Annotated in this window: 19 protein-coding genes; 8 read left to right on the top strand and 11 right to left on the bottom strand. The window is 72.2% G+C overall.

Features of this window, described 5'->3' with window-relative positions:
* Positions 1-6: 6 nt before the first annotated feature.
* Genes moaD through EP26_RS03650 form a run of 5 tightly spaced genes read left to right on the top strand, consistent with a single transcriptional unit; the run spans position 7 to position 3110 of the window.
* Complete coding sequence (gene moaD / locus EP26_RS03670) at positions 7-258, top strand: molybdopterin converting factor subunit 1 (RefSeq protein WP_043335923.1); 252 nt, start codon at positions 7-9, stop codon at positions 256-258.
* On the top strand, positions 255-710 hold the full coding sequence (locus tag EP26_RS03665; RefSeq protein WP_043335921.1) for a molybdenum cofactor biosynthesis protein MoaE: 456 nt from the start codon (positions 255-257) through the stop codon (positions 708-710). Before moaD ends, EP26_RS03665 begins: the two co-directional genes overlap by 4 nt.
* Positions 707-1072, top strand: a complete 366-nt coding sequence (locus EP26_RS03660) for a VOC family protein (RefSeq protein ID WP_043335920.1) — start codon at positions 707-709, stop codon at positions 1070-1072. The genes EP26_RS03665 and EP26_RS03660 overlap by 4 nt, the downstream gene beginning before the upstream one ends.
* Entirely contained in the window at positions 1069-2367 is a 1299-nt protein-coding gene (locus EP26_RS03655; protein ID WP_052388761.1) for a hypothetical protein, read from the top strand. The genes EP26_RS03660 and EP26_RS03655 overlap by 4 nt, the downstream gene beginning before the upstream one ends.
* Positions 2364-3110 (top strand): sulfite exporter TauE/SafE family protein, encoded by a 747-nt coding sequence (locus tag EP26_RS03650; RefSeq protein ID WP_043335918.1) that lies wholly within the window; start codon positions 2364-2366, stop codon positions 3108-3110. Before EP26_RS03655 ends, EP26_RS03650 begins: the two co-directional genes overlap by 4 nt.
* Here EP26_RS03650 and EP26_RS03645 read toward each other — a convergent pair.
* From EP26_RS03645 to EP26_RS03635, 3 genes are read right to left on the bottom strand one after another with little or no spacing between them, the layout of a single operon-like run.
* Entirely contained in the window at positions 3103-4632 is a 1530-nt protein-coding gene (locus EP26_RS03645; RefSeq protein WP_043335916.1) for an AMP-binding protein, read from the bottom strand. The two genes, EP26_RS03650 and EP26_RS03645, sit on opposite strands and share 8 nt — an antisense overlap.
* A 34-nt stretch (positions 4633-4666) precedes the next feature.
* Positions 4667-5245 carry a LysE family translocator gene (locus tag EP26_RS03640; protein WP_043335912.1) on the bottom strand — a complete coding sequence of 193 codons (579 nt, stop codon included), beginning with the start codon at positions 5243-5245 and terminating at the stop codon, positions 4667-4669.
* A gap of 16 nt (positions 5246-5261) precedes the next feature.
* Positions 5262-6164, bottom strand: a complete 903-nt coding sequence (locus EP26_RS03635; protein ID WP_043335910.1) for a branched-chain amino acid aminotransferase — start codon at positions 6162-6164, stop codon at positions 5262-5264.
* A gap of 112 nt (positions 6165-6276) precedes the next feature.
* Between EP26_RS03635 and EP26_RS03630 the strand changes: the two genes are divergently transcribed.
* From EP26_RS03630 to EP26_RS03620, 3 genes are read left to right on the top strand one after another with little or no spacing between them, the layout of a single operon-like run.
* Positions 6277-6870 carry a MarR family winged helix-turn-helix transcriptional regulator gene (locus EP26_RS03630; protein WP_084112296.1) on the top strand — a complete coding sequence of 198 codons (594 nt, stop codon included), beginning with the start codon at positions 6277-6279 and terminating at the stop codon, positions 6868-6870.
* A 28-nt stretch (positions 6871-6898) separates the two neighbouring features.
* Positions 6899-7612, top strand: a complete 714-nt coding sequence (locus EP26_RS03625) for a response regulator (protein ID WP_043335908.1) — start codon at positions 6899-6901, stop codon at positions 7610-7612.
* A 16-nt stretch (positions 7613-7628) separates the two neighbouring features.
* Positions 7629-8975 carry an ATP-binding protein gene (locus EP26_RS03620; RefSeq protein ID WP_342669087.1) on the top strand — a complete coding sequence of 449 codons (1347 nt, stop codon included), beginning with the start codon at positions 7629-7631 and terminating at the stop codon, positions 8973-8975.
* Between the two features lie 3 nt (positions 8976-8978).
* On the opposite strand, the gene EP26_RS03615 is transcribed toward EP26_RS03620, so the two are convergent.
* The 8 genes from EP26_RS03615 to EP26_RS03580 form a co-directional block, all read right to left on the bottom strand.
* Positions 8979-10217 carry a molybdopterin molybdotransferase MoeA gene (locus tag EP26_RS03615; RefSeq protein WP_043335904.1) on the bottom strand — a complete coding sequence of 413 codons (1239 nt, stop codon included), beginning with the start codon at positions 10215-10217 and terminating at the stop codon, positions 8979-8981.
* A 9-nt stretch (positions 10218-10226) separates the two neighbouring features.
* Entirely contained in the window at positions 10227-10730 is a 504-nt protein-coding gene (gene mobB / locus EP26_RS03610) for a molybdopterin-guanine dinucleotide biosynthesis protein B (protein WP_043335903.1), read from the bottom strand.
* Between the two features lie 252 nt (positions 10731-10982).
* Entirely contained in the window at positions 10983-11576 is a 594-nt protein-coding gene (locus EP26_RS03605; protein ID WP_043336130.1) for a TorD/DmsD family molecular chaperone, read from the bottom strand.
* 113 nt (positions 11577-11689) lie between these two features.
* The gene (locus tag EP26_RS31630) at positions 11690-12259 is read right to left on the bottom strand and encodes a DUF3306 domain-containing protein (RefSeq protein ID WP_052388760.1); all 570 of its coding nucleotides are present in this window, start codon (positions 12257-12259) and stop codon (positions 11690-11692) included.
* Positions 12256-12771, bottom strand: a complete 516-nt coding sequence (locus tag EP26_RS03595) for a DUF3305 domain-containing protein (RefSeq protein ID WP_043335901.1) — start codon at positions 12769-12771, stop codon at positions 12256-12258. The genes EP26_RS31630 and EP26_RS03595 overlap by 4 nt, the downstream gene beginning before the upstream one ends.
* Positions 12771-13802: a DUF6352 family protein gene (locus EP26_RS03590; protein WP_043335897.1), complete on the bottom strand. Its 1032-nt coding sequence runs from the start codon at positions 13800-13802 to the stop codon at positions 12771-12773. Before EP26_RS03590 ends, EP26_RS03595 begins: the two co-directional genes overlap by 1 nt.
* On the bottom strand, positions 13799-14323 hold the full coding sequence (locus EP26_RS03585) for a DUF6505 family protein (protein ID WP_043335894.1): 525 nt from the start codon (positions 14321-14323) through the stop codon (positions 13799-13801). Before EP26_RS03585 ends, EP26_RS03590 begins: the two co-directional genes overlap by 4 nt.
* Positions 14320-14994: a biotin/lipoate--protein ligase family protein gene (locus EP26_RS03580; RefSeq protein WP_043335893.1), complete on the bottom strand. Its 675-nt coding sequence runs from the start codon at positions 14992-14994 to the stop codon at positions 14320-14322. The genes EP26_RS03585 and EP26_RS03580 overlap by 4 nt, the downstream gene beginning before the upstream one ends.
* Positions 14995-15081: the final 87 nt, after the last annotated feature.

The raw sequence follows: 15081 nt of genomic DNA, 5'->3' as shown, positions 1-15081 counted from the left end.
CCTTCGGTGCGAGTGCTCTATTTCGCCTGGGTGAGGCAGCGCGTCGGGATGGCGGAAGAGGAGATCTCGCCGCCGCCCGAGGTGCGCGATGTCGCCGGGCTGGTCGACTGGCTCAGCGGGCGGAGCGACGGCCACGCCGCGGCCTTCGCCAACCGAAAGACCATTCGCGCCGCTGTCAACCAGGACTTCGCCGGGCCGGACCATCCGGTGGCGGCGGGGGATGAGGTCGCCTTCTTCCCGCCGGTGACCGGCGGATGACGCCGCGCATCGCCATCCAGGAGGAGAGCTTCGACCTCGCGGCCGAGACGGCGCGGCTGACCGCGGGGCGGCAGGATGTCGGCGGGCTCGCCAGCTTCGTCGGGCTATGCCGGGCGGATGACGGGCTGGCGGCAATGGTGCTGGAGCACTATCCGGGCATGACGGAGCGCGCCATCGCCCGCATCGCCGGGGATGCCACCGGGCGCTGGCCGCTGCTCGGGTTGACGGTGATCCACCGCGTCGGGCGGCTGGAGCCTGGGGCGCCGATCGTGCTGGTGCTGACCGCCTCCGCCCACCGCGCCGCGGCGCTCGAGAGCTGCGCCTTCCTCATCGACTGGCTGAAGACAGGCGCGCCCTTCTGGAAGCGTGAGGAATTCGAGGGCGGTGCGGAGCGCTGGGTCGAGGCCAAGGCGGCGGACGATGCCGCTGCCGCCCGCTGGACCCCGGCTTGACCCTCGGCCCCCTCGCCCGGGTCGAATTGGCCTGCCACGACCTGACGCGGCAGCGGGATTTCTACGGACGGGTACTTGGCCTGCCGGTGATCGGGGCTGGCTCCTGCTTCGGGCTAGGCCCGGTGACGCTGGTGCTGCGGCCGCGGGGCGACGTGCTCTTCCCAGCCGCCGCCGCGCCGGGCGAGCCGGTGGTGGTGCTCGCCTTCCCGGTCGAGGATGCGGAGCTGGACCGCTGGCACCGTCGGATGCTCACCCTCCGCATCGCGGTGCTGGACCCGCCAGGGCCGTCCGGGGCGCCGCCGCGGGTGATGCGGGTCGCCGATCCGGAAGGCAATCTGATCGAACTTTTCGTCGCGGCGTGAGGCTGCTGCTCGGCGCGCTGCTGTTGACCTGGCCGGCGCTGCTGAACGGGTATCCACTGGTGTTCAGCGATACTGGGGCTTTCCTCGCCCTCACCATTGAAGGCTGGCCGGTCTGGGACAAGCCGCCGGCCTATGGGCTCGCCTTGCATGCCTTCCACTGGCGGGTAAGCCTCTGGGGGCCGCTGCTGGCGCAGGGGCTGCTGCTCTCCTGGCTGCTCGCTCGGGTGCAGTGGGCGGTGACCGGGCGGGAAGGACATCTGCTGCTCTGCGCCGGGCTGGCGGCGGGAAGCACGGCGCCCTGGTTCGGTGCGTTGCTCATGCCGGATCTGCTGGCGCCGGTGCTGGTGCTGGGCATGGTGATGCTGGGCTTCGTGGCGATGGGGCGCGGCGAGCGGATCGCGGTGCAGGCGCTCTCGGCCCTCGCCATGGCGGCGCATCCCTCGCATCTGCCGCTCGGCCTCGCGCTGCTGGGGGTGGCGCTGGTGCTGCGGGGGATGGTCTGGCGCTGCCTGCTGCCGGTCGGGCTGGCGGCGGGGCTGCTGGTTGCGGGCAATTGGGCGATGCATGGGCGCCCTGCCCTCTCGCCCTATGGCGCGGTCTTCCCGCTCGCGCGGCTGGTGGCGGACGGGCCGGCGGCGCGGACCATCGCGGTGCGCTGCCCGGAGGCGAGGTGGGTGCTCTGCCGCTGGGCAGGGCGGCTGCCCATGGATTCGGACGAATTCCTGTGGTCGGGTGATGGGCCTGTTTGGACCGCGCCGGGCGGGCCGATCGGGCTGGCGCCGGAGGCTGCCGTCATCCTCCTCGAAACGCTGCGGCGGGAGCCTTTCGGCGTGCTGCGGGCGGCACTGGCGAATGGCTGGTACCAGCTTTTGCGCAACCGGGTCGGGGACACGCTCGGCCCGGAGAATCTCGCTGGCTCGGTCGGCAAGGAGCTGGCGCTCGGCTTCCCCATGGAAGAGCAGCGGCGCTTCGCGGCAGGGATGCAGGCGCAAGGCCTGCTGCCAATGCTCGCGGCGCCCTTCCTCGCCCTGCATCCGCTGGTGCTGCTGCTCGGCGCGGCGGGGACGGTGCTCGGCGGCTGGCGGGCGAGGCAGACGGGGGAACGGGCGATGCTCGGGCTCGCGCTGTGCGTCCTGGTCGGCGTTGCGGCGAATGCGCTGGTGACGGGGGCGCTTTCCGGACCGCATGACCGGTACGGGGCGCGACTCGCCTGGCTCCTGCCGCTGGCCGCGTTGCTGGCGCTTCGGCCGATGGCGAAGCAAACGGGCAGGACGGAGAGCAGGCTCGGGGCATGACCATGCTGCTCGATGCGCTGCCGGTGACCGGCGCCTTCCTCCTCGCCGGCTTCGTCAAGGGCGTCGCCGGCTTCGGCCTGCCGACGGTGACGCTCGGCCTGCTCGCCCTCACCCGTCCGCTGCCGGATGCGATGGCGCTGATGCTGGTGCCGGCGCTCGCCACCAATCTCTGGCAGGCTTTCGCCGGGCCGCATCTCGGGGCGGCGCTGCGCCGGCTCTGGCCCTTCCTGCTGATGGCCGGGGCCGGGGCGCTGGCGGGGACGGGCATCCTCGCCCGCTCCGATGCGGTGGTGCTCTCCGGCCTGCTCGGCCTGCTGCTGGTGGCCTCGGCCGCGCTGTCGCTCTTTGGCTGGCCGGTGCCGCCGCCGGGCCCGCGGCGGGAGCGTTGGGTCTCGCCGGCGATGGGTCTCGCCTCGGGCGTGGTGACGGGGATGACGGGCAGCTTCCTGATGCCGGCGGCGCCCTATCTCGTCGCGCTGCGGCTGCCGCCGGGCGAGTTCATCCAGGGCTTCGGCCTCGGGGTGGTGGTGGCGACGGGGGCGCTGGCCATCGGCCTCGCGGGCGGCGGGCTGCTGCCGGCGGAGCTCGGCCTCGCCTCGCTGGCCGGGGTGGTGCCGGCCTTCCTCGGCATGGCCTTGGGACAGCGGGTGCGGCGGGGAATGGCGGAGGCGCGGTTCCGCAAGATCGTGCAGGCGGCGCTCGGGGTGCTCGGGCTTTATCTGGCGGCGAAGGCGTTCATCTGAGTCGCTTCCGAAGTTCCGCCTTGGCGATCTTTTCGAGCGTCGCGCGTGGCATGTCCTCGATCACCAGCACCTCTCGCGGCACCTTGAAATCGGCAAGCGCGGCGCGGCAGGCGGCGATCACCGCCTCAGGTATGGCAGCGGCATCGGCACCCGCGGTGAGGGTGACGAAGGCGATGGGCACCTCGTCCAACATTGGATGCGGGCGGCCGACCACCGCCGCCTCGCGCAGGCCGGGGACGCCGAGCACCACCCGCTCGATCTCGGAGGCCGCGACGTTCTCGGCACCAACCTTCAGCATGTCCTTGGCGCGGTCGGCGAATTGGATGGAGCCGTCATCGAGCAGGGTGACGAGGTCGCCGGTGGCGAACCAGCCCTCGGCGTCGAAGGCGGCGGCGGTCGCCGCCGGGTCGTGCAGGTATTCGAGGAACATCGAGACGCCGCGCACGCCGCGGCAGAACAGCGCGCCGGTCTCGCCGGGGGCGACCGGCGTGCCATCCCCGCGGAGGATGCGGATGTCGTATTCCGGCGCGGCGCGGCCGATGGCGCCGGGGCGGTTCGGCACATGCAGGCTGCCGACGATGCCGTGGCTGATCGTCTCCGTCATACCCCACCAGCCGATCGCCGGCACGCCCAGCCGGGCGGCGGCCGGCGGGTCGGAGGTGGCGAAGCCGAACATCCGCAGGTGGTGCCCATCGGGGATTTCCGCCTCCAGCACGGCGCGGAGCGAGAACCAGATGAAGGAAACCCAGGTGGTGCGGTGCCGCAGCGCTACCGGCCAGAAGCGGCTGGTGGACCATTTGGGCTGCAGCACCACCGTCCCGCCCGCCCAGAGCGTCGCCAGCGTCGAGTAGCCGAGCGCATTGGCATGGAAGAGCGGCAGGTAGACCTGATGCACGTCCTCGGGGACCAGCCCCTCATGCGCTGCGTTCACCCGCGCCGCCCAGAGCGCGTTGGAATGGGTCCAGACCACGCCCTTGGGGCGGGAGGTGGTGCCGGAGGTGTAGAGGACGGAGAGCGGCCGCTCCGGCTCAGGCGCCCGGCGAGGGCGATCGGGCTCCGCGGCGAAGGGCGCGGCCCAGTCCGCCGTGCCGGTGACGGCGATCCAGCGGAGGCCAGGTGCCGCGACCTCGACCAGCCCGGCCATGCTCGGCTGGGTGATGGCGGCGACGCTCCGAGAATGCGTGGCGAAATAGGCCAGCTCGTCTTGTGCCGCCCGCGTATTGGTCAGGACGGCGATCGCGCCGAGCTCGGCGAGCGCGAAATAGGCGAGCAGCAGCTCGGGCGCATTTTCGTGGTGGACGAGGACCGGGTCGCCCGGCCTGATGCCACGCCGGCCCAGCCCGGCGGCGAGGTGGCCGACCTCGCTATGGAAGCGGGCATAGGACCAGATCTCGTCCGGTCCCTCGGCCGGCGCCCAGATGAGGAAAGGATGCCCGCCCCTCTGCCGGGCCTTGGCCGCCAGCAGCCAGGGCAGATCCATGCCCGCGAAGGGCCCCGGCATGCCGTGCTGGAATCCGGCCATCTCGTTTCCTCCCGCCTCGTTGCGGGGGAGGATGTCAGCCCCGCAGCACCGGCACCAGGGAGAGCAGCAGGAGAATCGCCATCGCCCGGTTGAACCAGCGGAGCGCGGCCGGGCTGCACAGCAGCCGTGCCGCCCCGAGCCCGACCAGCGCCCAGAGATAGAGGCTGGCGAAGGCCGCCAGGGCGAAAATCACCGCCAATAGGAGGGAGGCGCCATAGGCGAGGATGGCCGCGCCGGCGATCACCCAGGCCTTCGGGTTCACCCATTGGAAAAGGGCGGCTTGAAGGAAGCTCATTGGCCGGCCCTGCGCGGGGCCGTCGGCCTCAGGCGGCACCGCGGTTCCGATCTTCCAGGCAAGCCAGACCATCCAGGCGGCGCCGAGCCAGCGCAGCGCCGCCTGCAGGCCGGGCGATGCAGCCAGCACCTCACCCGCCCCGACCGCCACCAGGACCAGCATCGCCGGGAAGCCGAGCGAGACGCCGGCGATGTGCGGCAGGCTTCGCCGCAGGCCGAAATTCACCGCGGACGCCGCGACCATGGCGTTGTTCGGCCCCGGCGTCGCCGACATCGCCAGGGCGAAGCCGGTGGCCGAGGCGAGCCAGGCGATGTCCATGGCTCGCCCTCCCCGTTCAGGCGCCGCTCTTGGCGACTTCCTCGGGGCTCAGCCGCACCAACGCCTCGTAGTCGGTCATCAGCATGCGGGTGAGGTCGCCCGGCGTATAGGCGATGCCGGCGATCTCGCGCACCGGCGTCACCTCGGCCGCGGTGCCGGCGAGGAAGACCTCGGAGGCGTCCTTCAGCTCATCGGTGCGGATGGTGCGCTCCACCACCTTCACCTGCCGCTTGCGGGCGAGGCCCATGACGGTGCGGCGGGTGATGCCGTCGAGGAAGCAGACCGGCTTCGGCGTGTGCAGCTCGCCGCCCATGTTGAAGAAGATGTTGGCCCCCGTCGCCTCGGCGACGTCGCCCTTGTAGTCGAGCATCAGCGCGTCATCGAACCCCTCGTCGGTCGCCGCATGCTTCGACATGGTGCCGATCATGTAGAGGCCGGAGGCCTTGGAGGCGGTCGGCGCGGTGTCCGGCGCTGGGCGCCGCCACTTGGCCATGGCGAGGCGCACGCCGGCCATGCGCTGCTCCACGCCGAAATAGGCGCCCCATTCCCAGGTGGCGATCGCGAGGTGGGTTTTGTTGAGCTTCGCCGCGACGCCCATCTCCTCAGACCCGCGCCAGGCGATTGGGCGCACATAGGCGTCGGTGAAGCCGTTCCGTGCCACCGCCTCCTGGCAGGCGGCGTCGATCTCATCGGCCGTGTAGGGAATCTCGAAGCCGAGGATGCGGGCGGAGGCGATCAGCCGCTCGGTATGTTCCCGCAGCTTGAAGATATTCCCGGAATAGGCCCTCTCACCCTCGAACACGGCGCTGGCATAGTGCAGCCCGTGCGAGAGCACATGCAGCCTGGCATCCCGCCAGGGGAGGAATTCGCCGTCCCACCAGATCCAGCCGTCCCGGTCGTCGTAAGGAATGAGTGCCATAACCGCGTACCCCCGCAATATCCTTGCTTCCAACCAGAGGAGGTTAGAATGATCGGGAAAAATGTGTCAATGACGCTGACCAAAACCGCTACGGGGAGAGCGCATAGCTGCCATGCCGGACACAGCTGATGGCCCGCCGACCGCCGCACCCGTCGGCGCCGGGCGCAACCTGCTCTTCCTGCGCGAGGAGGAGCTGCGGCTGGCGCAGGACTTGCTCTTCTTCGGCTACCGCGACTTCACCGCCGGCGCCGACCAGATCCTCGCTGAGCTGGATCTCGGCCGGGCGCATCACCGGGTGCTGCATTTCGTAGGCCGCCGGCCCGGGATCACGGTGGGGGACCTGCTCGGCATCCTCGGCATCACCAAGCAGTCGCTCGGGCGGGTGCTGACGCCGCTCATCGAGCAGGGCTACGTGTTGCAATCAACCGGGCGCAACGACCGCCGGCAGCGCCTGCTCTCGCTCACCCCGAAGGGCGAGGCGCTGGAGCGACGGTTGTTCGAGCGGCAGCGGGAATGGGTGATGCGGGCCTATCGCGAGGCCGGGCCGGTCGCCGTCGAGGGATTCCGCCGGGTGATGCGCGGGCTGATGGGCGCCGAGGCACGCGGCCAGCTCGAGCGGCTGGAGCAGCGGCCGCGGCCCCTTCCCCCGGAGCGCCCGTCGCCACAGATTGGCCGGGGACCGGGCGAGCCGCCCAGCCCTGCCTGACCAGCCCCGCCTGAAGGGAAAGCCTGCGATGCCTGCCGAGGCCACCACCGCCGACCACGCCCATCTGCTCGTGGTGGATGACGATGCGCGGCTGCGGGCGCTGCTGCAGCGCTTCCTCTCCGAGCAGGGGTTTCGCGTGAGCGTGGCCGCCGATGCCGCGGCGGCCCGCGCGCAGCTCGCCGCCGTCGCCTTCGACCTGATGGTGCTCGACGTGATGATGCCGGGCGAGACCGGGCTCGAGCTGGTCGAGTCGCTCCGCCGCCAAGGCAAGGACGTGCCCGTGCTGATGCTGACGGCGCGCGGCGGGCCGGAGGATCGCGTCGCTGGCTTCGAGATGGGCGCCGACGACTACTTGGCGAAGCCCTTCGAGCCGCGCGAGCTGGCCTTGCGCATCCGCACCATCCTCCGCCGCGTGGCGCCGCCGGCCCAGCCGCTAAGCGTGGCGCCCGTCCAGCTCGGCATGCGCTGGTTCGATGCCGAGCGGTCCGAGCTGCGCGGGCCTGAGGGCACGGTGCGGCTGACCGGCGGTGAGGCGGCGCTGCTCGACGCCCTCGCCCGCCGTGCTGGCGAGGTGCTGAGCCGCGAGGAGATCGCTGCCGCCCTCGGCACGCCCGAGGCCGGCGAGCGGGCGATCGACGTGCAGGTGACGCGGCTGCGGCGGAAGATCGAGCCCGATCCGCGCGAGCCGCGCTATCTGCACACCGTCCGCCATCGCGGCTACGTGCTGCGGCCGGGGCCGTAGGATGCCGGGACCGGTGATGGGAGCCCTCCGCCGGCTGCTGCCGCGCTCGCTGATGGCGCGCTCGGTGCTGATCATCCTGGCGCCGATGCTGGTGCTGCAGGCGGTCGCCTTGCAGCTCTTCTATGGCGGGCACCTCGACGTCATCTCGCGCCGGCTGGCGGGCGGCGTCGCCGGCGATGTCGCCTTCGTCGCGGAGCTGATCCGGCGCGAGCCGGACGAGCAGCATCCCTGGATCTTCCGCGAGGCGTCCTGGCGGCTCGACCTGGCGCTGGCCTTCGAGCCGGGCGCCGTCATCCAGGGCGAGCGGCGGCCGACCATGTCGATCCTGCCGCTGGAGGAGGACCTCAACAACGCCCTCGGCGAGCGGCTGCGGGCGCGGTTCGACGTCGACTGGCAGAGCGACCCGCGCAGCGTCATCATCCGCGTCCAGCTGCCGGAGGGCGTGCTGCATGTTGAAGCGCCGCGGAAGCGCCTTTTCACCGCGACGCTCTACCTGTTCGTCATCTGGCTCGTGGGGTCGGCGCTGCTGCTCTCGGGCGTCGCCATCCTGTTCATGAAGAACCAGGTACGGGCGATCCGGCGGCTGGCGGCGGCGGCGGAGGCTTTCGGCCTCGGGCGGGATGTCGGGGCGATCAAGCCGGAGGGGGCGAGCGAGGTGCGCCAGGCGGCAGGCGCCTTCAACCGCATGCAGGAGCGCATCCGCCGCTTCGTCGGCCAGCGGACGGAGATGCTGGCCGGCATCAGCCATGACCTGCGCACGCCGCTGACGCGCATGCGCCTGGCCGTCACCATGCTGCCCCGCGCGCCGGAGACGGAGGAGGACATTGCCGCCCTCACCCAGGACATGGAGGAGATGGAGCGGATGATCGCCGCCTATCTCGCCTTCGCCCGCGGCGAGGGGACGGAGCAGACCCGCCCGGCCGACCTTGTGGAGCTGGTGCATGATGTCGCGGCGAAGGCCCGGCGCTCCGGTGCGGCGGTGGAGGTTGCGGCGCCTGGCCGGCTCGCCATGCCGCTGCGGCCGGATGCGGTGCGGCGCTGCCTTGCCAACCTGATCGACAATGCGCGGCGGCATGCGCGGCGCGTGGCCGTGGCGGTGGAGACGGTGCCACGCAGCGACCCGGGCGGACCTGGGGGTGAGGGCCAGTCGCTCTGGGCGCAGGTGACGGTGGATGATGACGGGCCGGGCATCCCGGCCGGGGAGCGGGAGGGGGCGTTCAGGCCCTTCGCCACGGGCCGGCCGGATGGGACGGGGCTCGGCCTCGCCATCGCGCGGGACATCGTCCGGGCGCATGGCGGAGACATCCTGCTGGAGGAAAGCCCGCTCGGCGGCCTGCGGGCGCGGCTGCTGCTGCCGGTCTGAGAGTCAGAACAGGGCGGCGAAGGGCAGCAGCGTCACCGCGTCACCGGGCGAGACGGCGAGCACGGGCTCGGGCAGTTCGGCGAAGGCGTCGCTCTGGGTCAACGAGGTCAGCAGGCCGGCGCCCTCGCGCTCGAATTTGGTGGCGATGCCGTCGCGCAGGCGGACCCGCACATACTCCCGCCGGCCCGCCTTCTTGCGATAGGCGAAGCCGGCCTTGGCGCGGATGCGCAGCAGAGGCTCGGGCGCCGCGCCGGCGAGGCGGAGCACCAGCGGGCGGGCCAGATGGAGGAAGGTGACGACCGCCGCCACCGGATTGCCCGGCAGGCCGATCACCGGCGTCCCGCCGATCACCCCCATTGCCGCCGGCCGGCCGGGCTTCACCGCCAGCCGCCAGAAGACGAGGCGGCCACCGGACTCGATGGCGGCACGGACATGGTCCTCCTCCCCGGTGCTGACGCCGCCCGAAGTCAGCAGCAGGTCATGCGTACCGGCCGCCGCGCGGAGCGCCGCCGCGGTCGCCGCCGGGTCATCGGGCAGGATGCCAAGGTCGCTGGCGGCGACCGGCAGGCGGGAGAGCAGGGCCAGCAGGGTGAAGCGGTTGCTGTCGAACGCCTGGGCCGGGCCGAGCGGCGTGCCGGGCGCGGCGAGTTCATCCCCGGTGGAGAAGACGCCGACGCGGACGCGCGGCCTGACCGACAGCTTGGCGAGGCCTAGCGCTGCGGCAAGCCCGATTTCCGGCGCCCGCAACCGGCGCCCGGCGGCCAAAGCGAGGGCGCCTTCTGCCACATCCTCGCCAGACGGGCGGGCATTGGCGCCGGGCTTGAGGCCAGGAGGAACCCGGACGCGGGCGGCATCGGCGGCGGCATCCTCCTGCATGACCACGGTATCGGCGCCGGGCGGCATGGGGGCGCCGGTGAAGATGCGGGCGGCGTGACCAGGCGGCAGCGCTTCCGCCATCGCATGGCCGGCGGCGATGCGGCCGGCGAGCGGCAGCAGGCAATGCTCGCCGGGGGTGAGGTCGGCATGGCGGAAGGCGTAGCCGTCGACAGCCGAGTTGAAGAAGGGCGGCAGCGGCAGCGGCGCGCGGAGATCCCGCGCCAGGACACGGCCCGTCGCCTCGGCGAGGGTCAGGCTCTCCTCGGCGGCGAGGGGTGGGACGCGTTCGGCGATCAGCGCCTCCGCCGCCTCGACCGAGAGCAGCGGGCCGCCGAAGGCGAAGCAGTCATCCGAAAGCTGGGCCATGCCGGCGGCTTACCATGCCTCGGGCTCCGCCGCATGCCGCAGCACCAGTCCGGCAATCGCCCCAATATCGTCGAGTGAGGCCCAGGGCAGCGCGGCGACAGGCCGGATATCGCTGGCGACGGCGCGGATGGCCGGGTCCTCCGGATGCAGCCAGGGCTTGGCGTTGGCGGCACGGTGAACCTCGATCTTCGGGTGGCGGTCGCGCTTGAAACCTTCCACCACCACCAGGTCGACCGGCGAGAGTTGACTGAGCAAAGCCACAAGGCCCGGCTCTGGCGCGCCGCGCAGTTCCGTCATCAGCGCCCAGCGATTCTCCGAACTGACCAGAACCTGCCGGGCGCCAGCTTCGCGGTGCACCCAGGAATCCTTGCCGGGCGTGTCGATATCGAAGCGGTGATGCGCATGCTTGATGGTGGACACGCTGACGCCCCGTGCCCCCAGTTCGGGCAGCAGCCGGGCCAGCAGCGTCGTCTTGCCGGCCCCGCTCCAGCCGGCGAGGCCGATCACCCGCATGCGGAAGCCTCTGGTCTACGTCGGCCGCCTTGGTGCCGGCGGGCGCTGCGCCCTTCCAGACCTCGGCCAATCCCTGCTCCACCCACGGTGCGTGATGCTCCTCGGTCCGACCAGACCCGACCTGACCGGTGCCCATGGCCTGGAAGGTACCCTCCATTCCGAACCTGCCGATATAGATAGGCGCCGGTACGGATGCCGACCATCCCTGGGCTGGCGCGAATGAGCAGCAGATCGGTGCCGCTCCTGATCCCGTCACGGCAGTGCCGCTGCCGCCTGTTCGATCTCGATGGCGGTGCGCCCGAGTGCCCCGACCGCCTTGTAGAATCCGGCCGCCTCCGCCCCTTCCAGATCGGCGAAACACCGCCCAGCCCAGGGCGCCAAATGCCGGATGAAAAACGCGCCTGCTTCGCCGCCTCGGAAGCGCCCCTCCAACAGTCCGGCCATCACCTCGCAGCAGAAGCCGAGATGATCCTCCGGCTCGGCCACCCCTTCCGCGCGGGCGATGCCGAGTGTGGCGAGCGTCGCCCGCAATTCGGCCAGCGGCCGTTCATGCAGGAAGCCGGTGAGGTAGTAGGAGGCGTAGGGCAGCAGTTCGCCGCGCCCGACGCCGATGAAGAGAGCGAAGTACTCCCGCTCCACCCGAGTTGAATCGGTCCGGCTCGCGGCCTCGGCCAGCCCGGCCAGGGAACGGCCGAACGGCGTGGCATCGCCCTGAACGCCGCGAATCCGGGCCAGCAAATCGGCATCCGGCGGCGCGGAGAGCAGACGGCCGAGCAAGGCGAAGAGGCGCGCCCGCTCCCGATCGAGCGGATCGACCATACCTGTTGCTAAGCCAGGACGTTCCATCACCATCGCTCCATCCTGATTGCACTCAACATCGAGCGGCAGCTTGGTCAGGCGCCGGAAACACGTCCCAGGACCGGATGCATCCGCACGAAGATAAGCGGCTTCTCGAACTGTCAAACCGGCATGGCACCACCATGCCGACGGCGCGGCGGCACGGGCGGGGCTTCGGGCGGTGGCGTGACTTCCACCGCAAGCAAGGGGGACTCGGGTGCCGGTTCGGCGGCATCGGGCGGGGCGGGCTCGGGCAGGGGGTCGGCCGGCGGCGGCGCATCCGGCTCCTCGGCCACGACCTCTTCCAGCGCGCCGATGGCCTGGGCCAACAGCCGCTTCACGTCGCCACCGAGGGCATGGGCGAAGCCGGGCACACCATCCGGCGCATTGTAGTCCCAGGCGTAATCGGCGGGGCCGGTGAAGTCGCGGATGGCAGGGTCGAGCGCCCAAGCCCGGCGCAAAGCCGCGCGGCGCAGCGCGGCCGGCACCTCGGCGCGAAGGAAGGCGGTGATGTCGCTCGCCTCGGTCAGGCTCTCGACCGGCGGCAGGCTGGCCGGATCGAAGATGGGCAAGGCGGGCTCGGGCGGCGCCTCGGCGGGAGGCGGCGGCGCCTCGGCCTCGGGCTCCGGCAGGCCGCGGATCGCCTCGCGCTTCCGGCGCGACCAGCGGCCGAGGAAACCCTCCCCGCTCACGGCCCGCGCCGCCCGCCCGGGCGCTTGCCGAGCGCCTCGGGGTCCGCATCCTCGCGCCGTCGCTTGTGCCGGGCGCGCTCCACATGGTGTGCGAGGATGAAGGCATCGACCGTGGGCCGCAGCCAGTCCGGCAGGGGCAGGCTCTCCATCAGGTCGGCGCCGCTGTCGGCGTAGAGCTGCGCTTCGCCGGCATCGACCGTCACGGCATGCAGGTCGAGGCCCGGCTCGGCCTCCACCGGGCGCAGCACGACCCAGATCAGCGGTGGGTCGGCGGTGAGGTTGTCGCGGTAGTTCGGCGTGTCGGTGGGCGAGAGCACGACCTCCGCCGCACCGGCGAAAAAGAGGGTGCGGCCGGCCTCCTCGCGCAGCACGGTCCAGCGCGGAAGCTCGGGCGCCTCGCGCAGCACCTCGACGGCGCGCCAGGACCAGTCGGCCCAGCGGGACGTGGCCGGGCGGCGCTCGGCCAGCACAGCGACGGGGATGCGGATGGTGCCGGGGACTTCGAGCCGCATCACACCGCCTCCGCCGCAGTCTGCAAGGGCAGGCCGACCGCCAGGTTCTGCGGCTTCATCCGCACCCGCTGCGCCGCATCCATGGCGAGCGCCAGATAGACCGGCCGGCCCGAGGCGCGCGGCAGCACCCGCGTCGCATCGGCGAATTCCAGTACGCCGAGCCAGAGGATGCGGGCGAGCCGCGCCTGCTTCACCTTCTGGCCGCGCCAGAGGTCGTTGGCGATGGCGGTCGCCTCGGCATCGAGGCCGACATGCCAGGTCCAGTTGCGGTCGTCGATCACCGGCACCGGCCGGATCGTGACGCGCTCGCCGATGACATGGGCGATGAAGCGTTCCAGCGCGCGGGCCATGCCATGCTGGCCGGGGCGGTTCTCGGCGATATCCAGCGCCAGGTCATGCGCGTCGGAGCGGGCGGCGTAGCCGGGGGCATTGGCCTCAGACAACACCTCCAGCTCCACCTCGCGCGGCGGCGCCCCGGCCTCGGTCAGCAGCCGGCCGATGCTGCCGAGGTCGCCATCCGCAGCGCGGGCGTCGAGGAATTCCTCATCCGCCAGCAGCAGCGCGCCGGGATGGGTGGCGGCGCGCTGCGGGCGGAAGAAAGCCTCGGCGGCGCGGAGGGCGAAGGCATCCCCCTCCCCTTCCATGGAGGCGCGCGCGACGAGATGGGTCAGCATCTGCAGGAAGATCGGCGGGATGCCGCCAACGCCCGTGCGGAACAGCGAAAGCCAGGCCGCCTCGAGCGTCGGTGCCGCCTGCACCCGCTCGCGGAAGGCGAGGAAGACGTGCCAATTCTCCCGCGCATCGGGGTCGGCCAGCGCCGCCAGCTCCGCCGGCGCGACGGGGCGCAGCGGCGTGGCGAGCAGGCCGGTATGCAGGGCGAGTTCCGCCGCGCAGGCTTCCTCCGGCGGCAGCAGTTCCGGCCGGGCGAGGAAGGCGCGCCAGAGATCCTCGGTCGGGATCAGCCGGCCCGCATCGTCGCGGTCGCAGAGGTGATGGCCGGAGGAGAGCCAGAAATCGCCAGGGCCGATCATCGCCGCTCGCTCCCCATGGTGGTGAGGTCGAGCCGCTCGGGCGCCTCGTCCCCGGCCTCTTCGATGGCGAAGACGGGCAGCGGTCCTTCCCGCCGGTGCAGGGTACGGAACCGCTCACGCACTGCGCCATCCTCCACGGTCCGGCTGAGAGCAAGCACCGTGCCCGGCGGATGGGTGCAGAGCGATTCGGCGAAGGCGATCTCCTCCTCCGCCGCTGCGCGCGCCGCCGCCGCATCGGGCGCGCCGTACCGGGTCTCGATATGCGCCGCGAGCGCCGCTACCGCCGCGCTCCGCGCCTCGGCGCTGGCCTCGGCGACCTCGACCAGCGTCGACCAGCCGAAGCTGCCGAGGCCGAGAAAGCCGGCGCGGAATTCCTGCCGCCGCTTGCCGGTGAGGGCGGCCGGGTCCTCGTCCCAGAAGGCGAAGCCGCCGGGCACGGCCCATTCGCCCGGCTCCGCGGCGCGGGTGAAGACGACGCGGTCCGAAGCGTCGAGCCAGATCGTGCGCGGCAACAGGCTCATGCGAGGGGCACCATCTGCCGGCTGCCGTCGCGCTCGAGCACCAGGGCGCCGCTCGACGGATCGATGCCGCGCCGGAGCCCAGCCTCGGCGCGACCATCCTCCAGCCTGGAAAGGCAATCCTCCACGAGCCGACGCGGCCCGCCGGACTGCCAGCGATCGAGCCCCGCCATCAGGTGCCGTGCCCAAGCGGCCACCAGCTCGGCGGCGGAGGGGGCCTCGAAGCCTTCCTCCTCCAGGCAGGTGCGGTCGGGCGCATCGCCGGGCTCGATGCCGGGCGGTGGGGCAAGCGCCACCTCGAAGCCGATGACGAGCCAGTCCGGCACGGCGGTTTCGGTCGTGCCCGGCGGCGCAGCCAGCTGCAGCCCGCCCACCCTTCCGCCATTGACCAGGACTTCCGCCGGCCAGCGCAGGTCGATGATGACCTCCGGCGGGCCGAGCACCACCAGCGCGTCCGCCAGGGCATTCGCCGCCGCGAGCAGGGCGAGGCGCGCCCCGGCCAGCGGCATCTCCGGCTCCAGCACCACCGCCGCCTCGGCCCGCGCGGCGGAGCGGACCCAGGCGAGCAGCCCGGCGCCGCGCGCCGAGGCCAACGCCACGGCCTGCGCCATGGCATCCCCGCCCTCGCGCAGCGCGAGAGGGGAGAAGACGCTCGGCAGGTCGGGCAGCTCCATCCTTCTCCCTCGCAAGCAGGCAGATCGCGGCATATATGCGCCCGGCCCCGGCAGGACCAGCGGGGGGAGCAAAGGAAGCCCGACGGA

The sequence above is a fragment of the Belnapia moabensis DSM 16746 genome (assembly GCF_000745835.1).
In the GTDB taxonomy this organism is placed as follows: Bacteria; Pseudomonadota; Alphaproteobacteria; order Acetobacterales; family Acetobacteraceae; genus Belnapia; species Belnapia moabensis.
The sequence above is the reverse complement of the archived record's forward strand: the minus strand, read 5'-3'. Positions and strand labels throughout refer to the sequence as shown.

Coding starts and splice junctions, on each gene's coding strand:
- EP26_RS03665 (WP_043335921.1), top strand. CDS start 255: ATGACGCCGCGCATCGCCATCCAGGAGGAGAGCTTCGACCTCGCGGCC.
- EP26_RS03650 (WP_043335918.1), top strand. CDS start 2,364: ATGACCATGCTGCTCGATGCGCTGCCGGTGACCGGCGCCTTCCTCCTC.
- EP26_RS03645 (WP_043335916.1), bottom strand. CDS start 4,632: ATGGCCGGATTCCAGCACGGCATGCCGGGGCCCTTCGCGGGCATGGAT.
- EP26_RS03640 (WP_043335912.1), bottom strand. CDS start 5,245: ATGGACATCGCCTGGCTCGCCTCGGCCACCGGCTTCGCCCTGGCGATG.
- EP26_RS03635 (WP_043335910.1), bottom strand. CDS start 6,164: ATGGCACTCATTCCTTACGACGACCGGGACGGCTGGATCTGGTGGGAC.
- EP26_RS03630 (WP_084112296.1), top strand. CDS start 6,277: ATGCCGGACACAGCTGATGGCCCGCCGACCGCCGCACCCGTCGGCGCC.
- EP26_RS03625 (WP_043335908.1), top strand. CDS start 6,899: ATGCCTGCCGAGGCCACCACCGCCGACCACGCCCATCTGCTCGTGGTG.
- EP26_RS03620 (WP_342669087.1), top strand. CDS start 7,629: ATGGGAGCCCTCCGCCGGCTGCTGCCGCGCTCGCTGATGGCGCGCTCG.
- EP26_RS03615 (WP_043335904.1), bottom strand. CDS start 10,217: ATGGCCCAGCTTTCGGATGACTGCTTCGCCTTCGGCGGCCCGCTGCTC.
- mobB (WP_043335903.1), bottom strand. CDS start 10,730: ATGCGGGTGATCGGCCTCGCCGGCTGGAGCGGGGCCGGCAAGACGACG.
- EP26_RS03605 (WP_043336130.1), bottom strand. CDS start 11,576: ATGGAACGTCCTGGCTTAGCAACAGGTATGGTCGATCCGCTCGATCGG.
- EP26_RS03595 (WP_043335901.1), bottom strand. CDS start 12,771: ATGCGGCTCGAAGTCCCCGGCACCATCCGCATCCCCGTCGCTGTGCTG.
- EP26_RS03590 (WP_043335897.1), bottom strand. CDS start 13,802: ATGATCGGCCCTGGCGATTTCTGGCTCTCCTCCGGCCATCACCTCTGC.
- EP26_RS03585 (WP_043335894.1), bottom strand. CDS start 14,323: ATGAGCCTGTTGCCGCGCACGATCTGGCTCGACGCTTCGGACCGCGTC.
- EP26_RS03580 (WP_043335893.1), bottom strand. CDS start 14,994: ATGGAGCTGCCCGACCTGCCGAGCGTCTTCTCCCCTCTCGCGCTGCGC.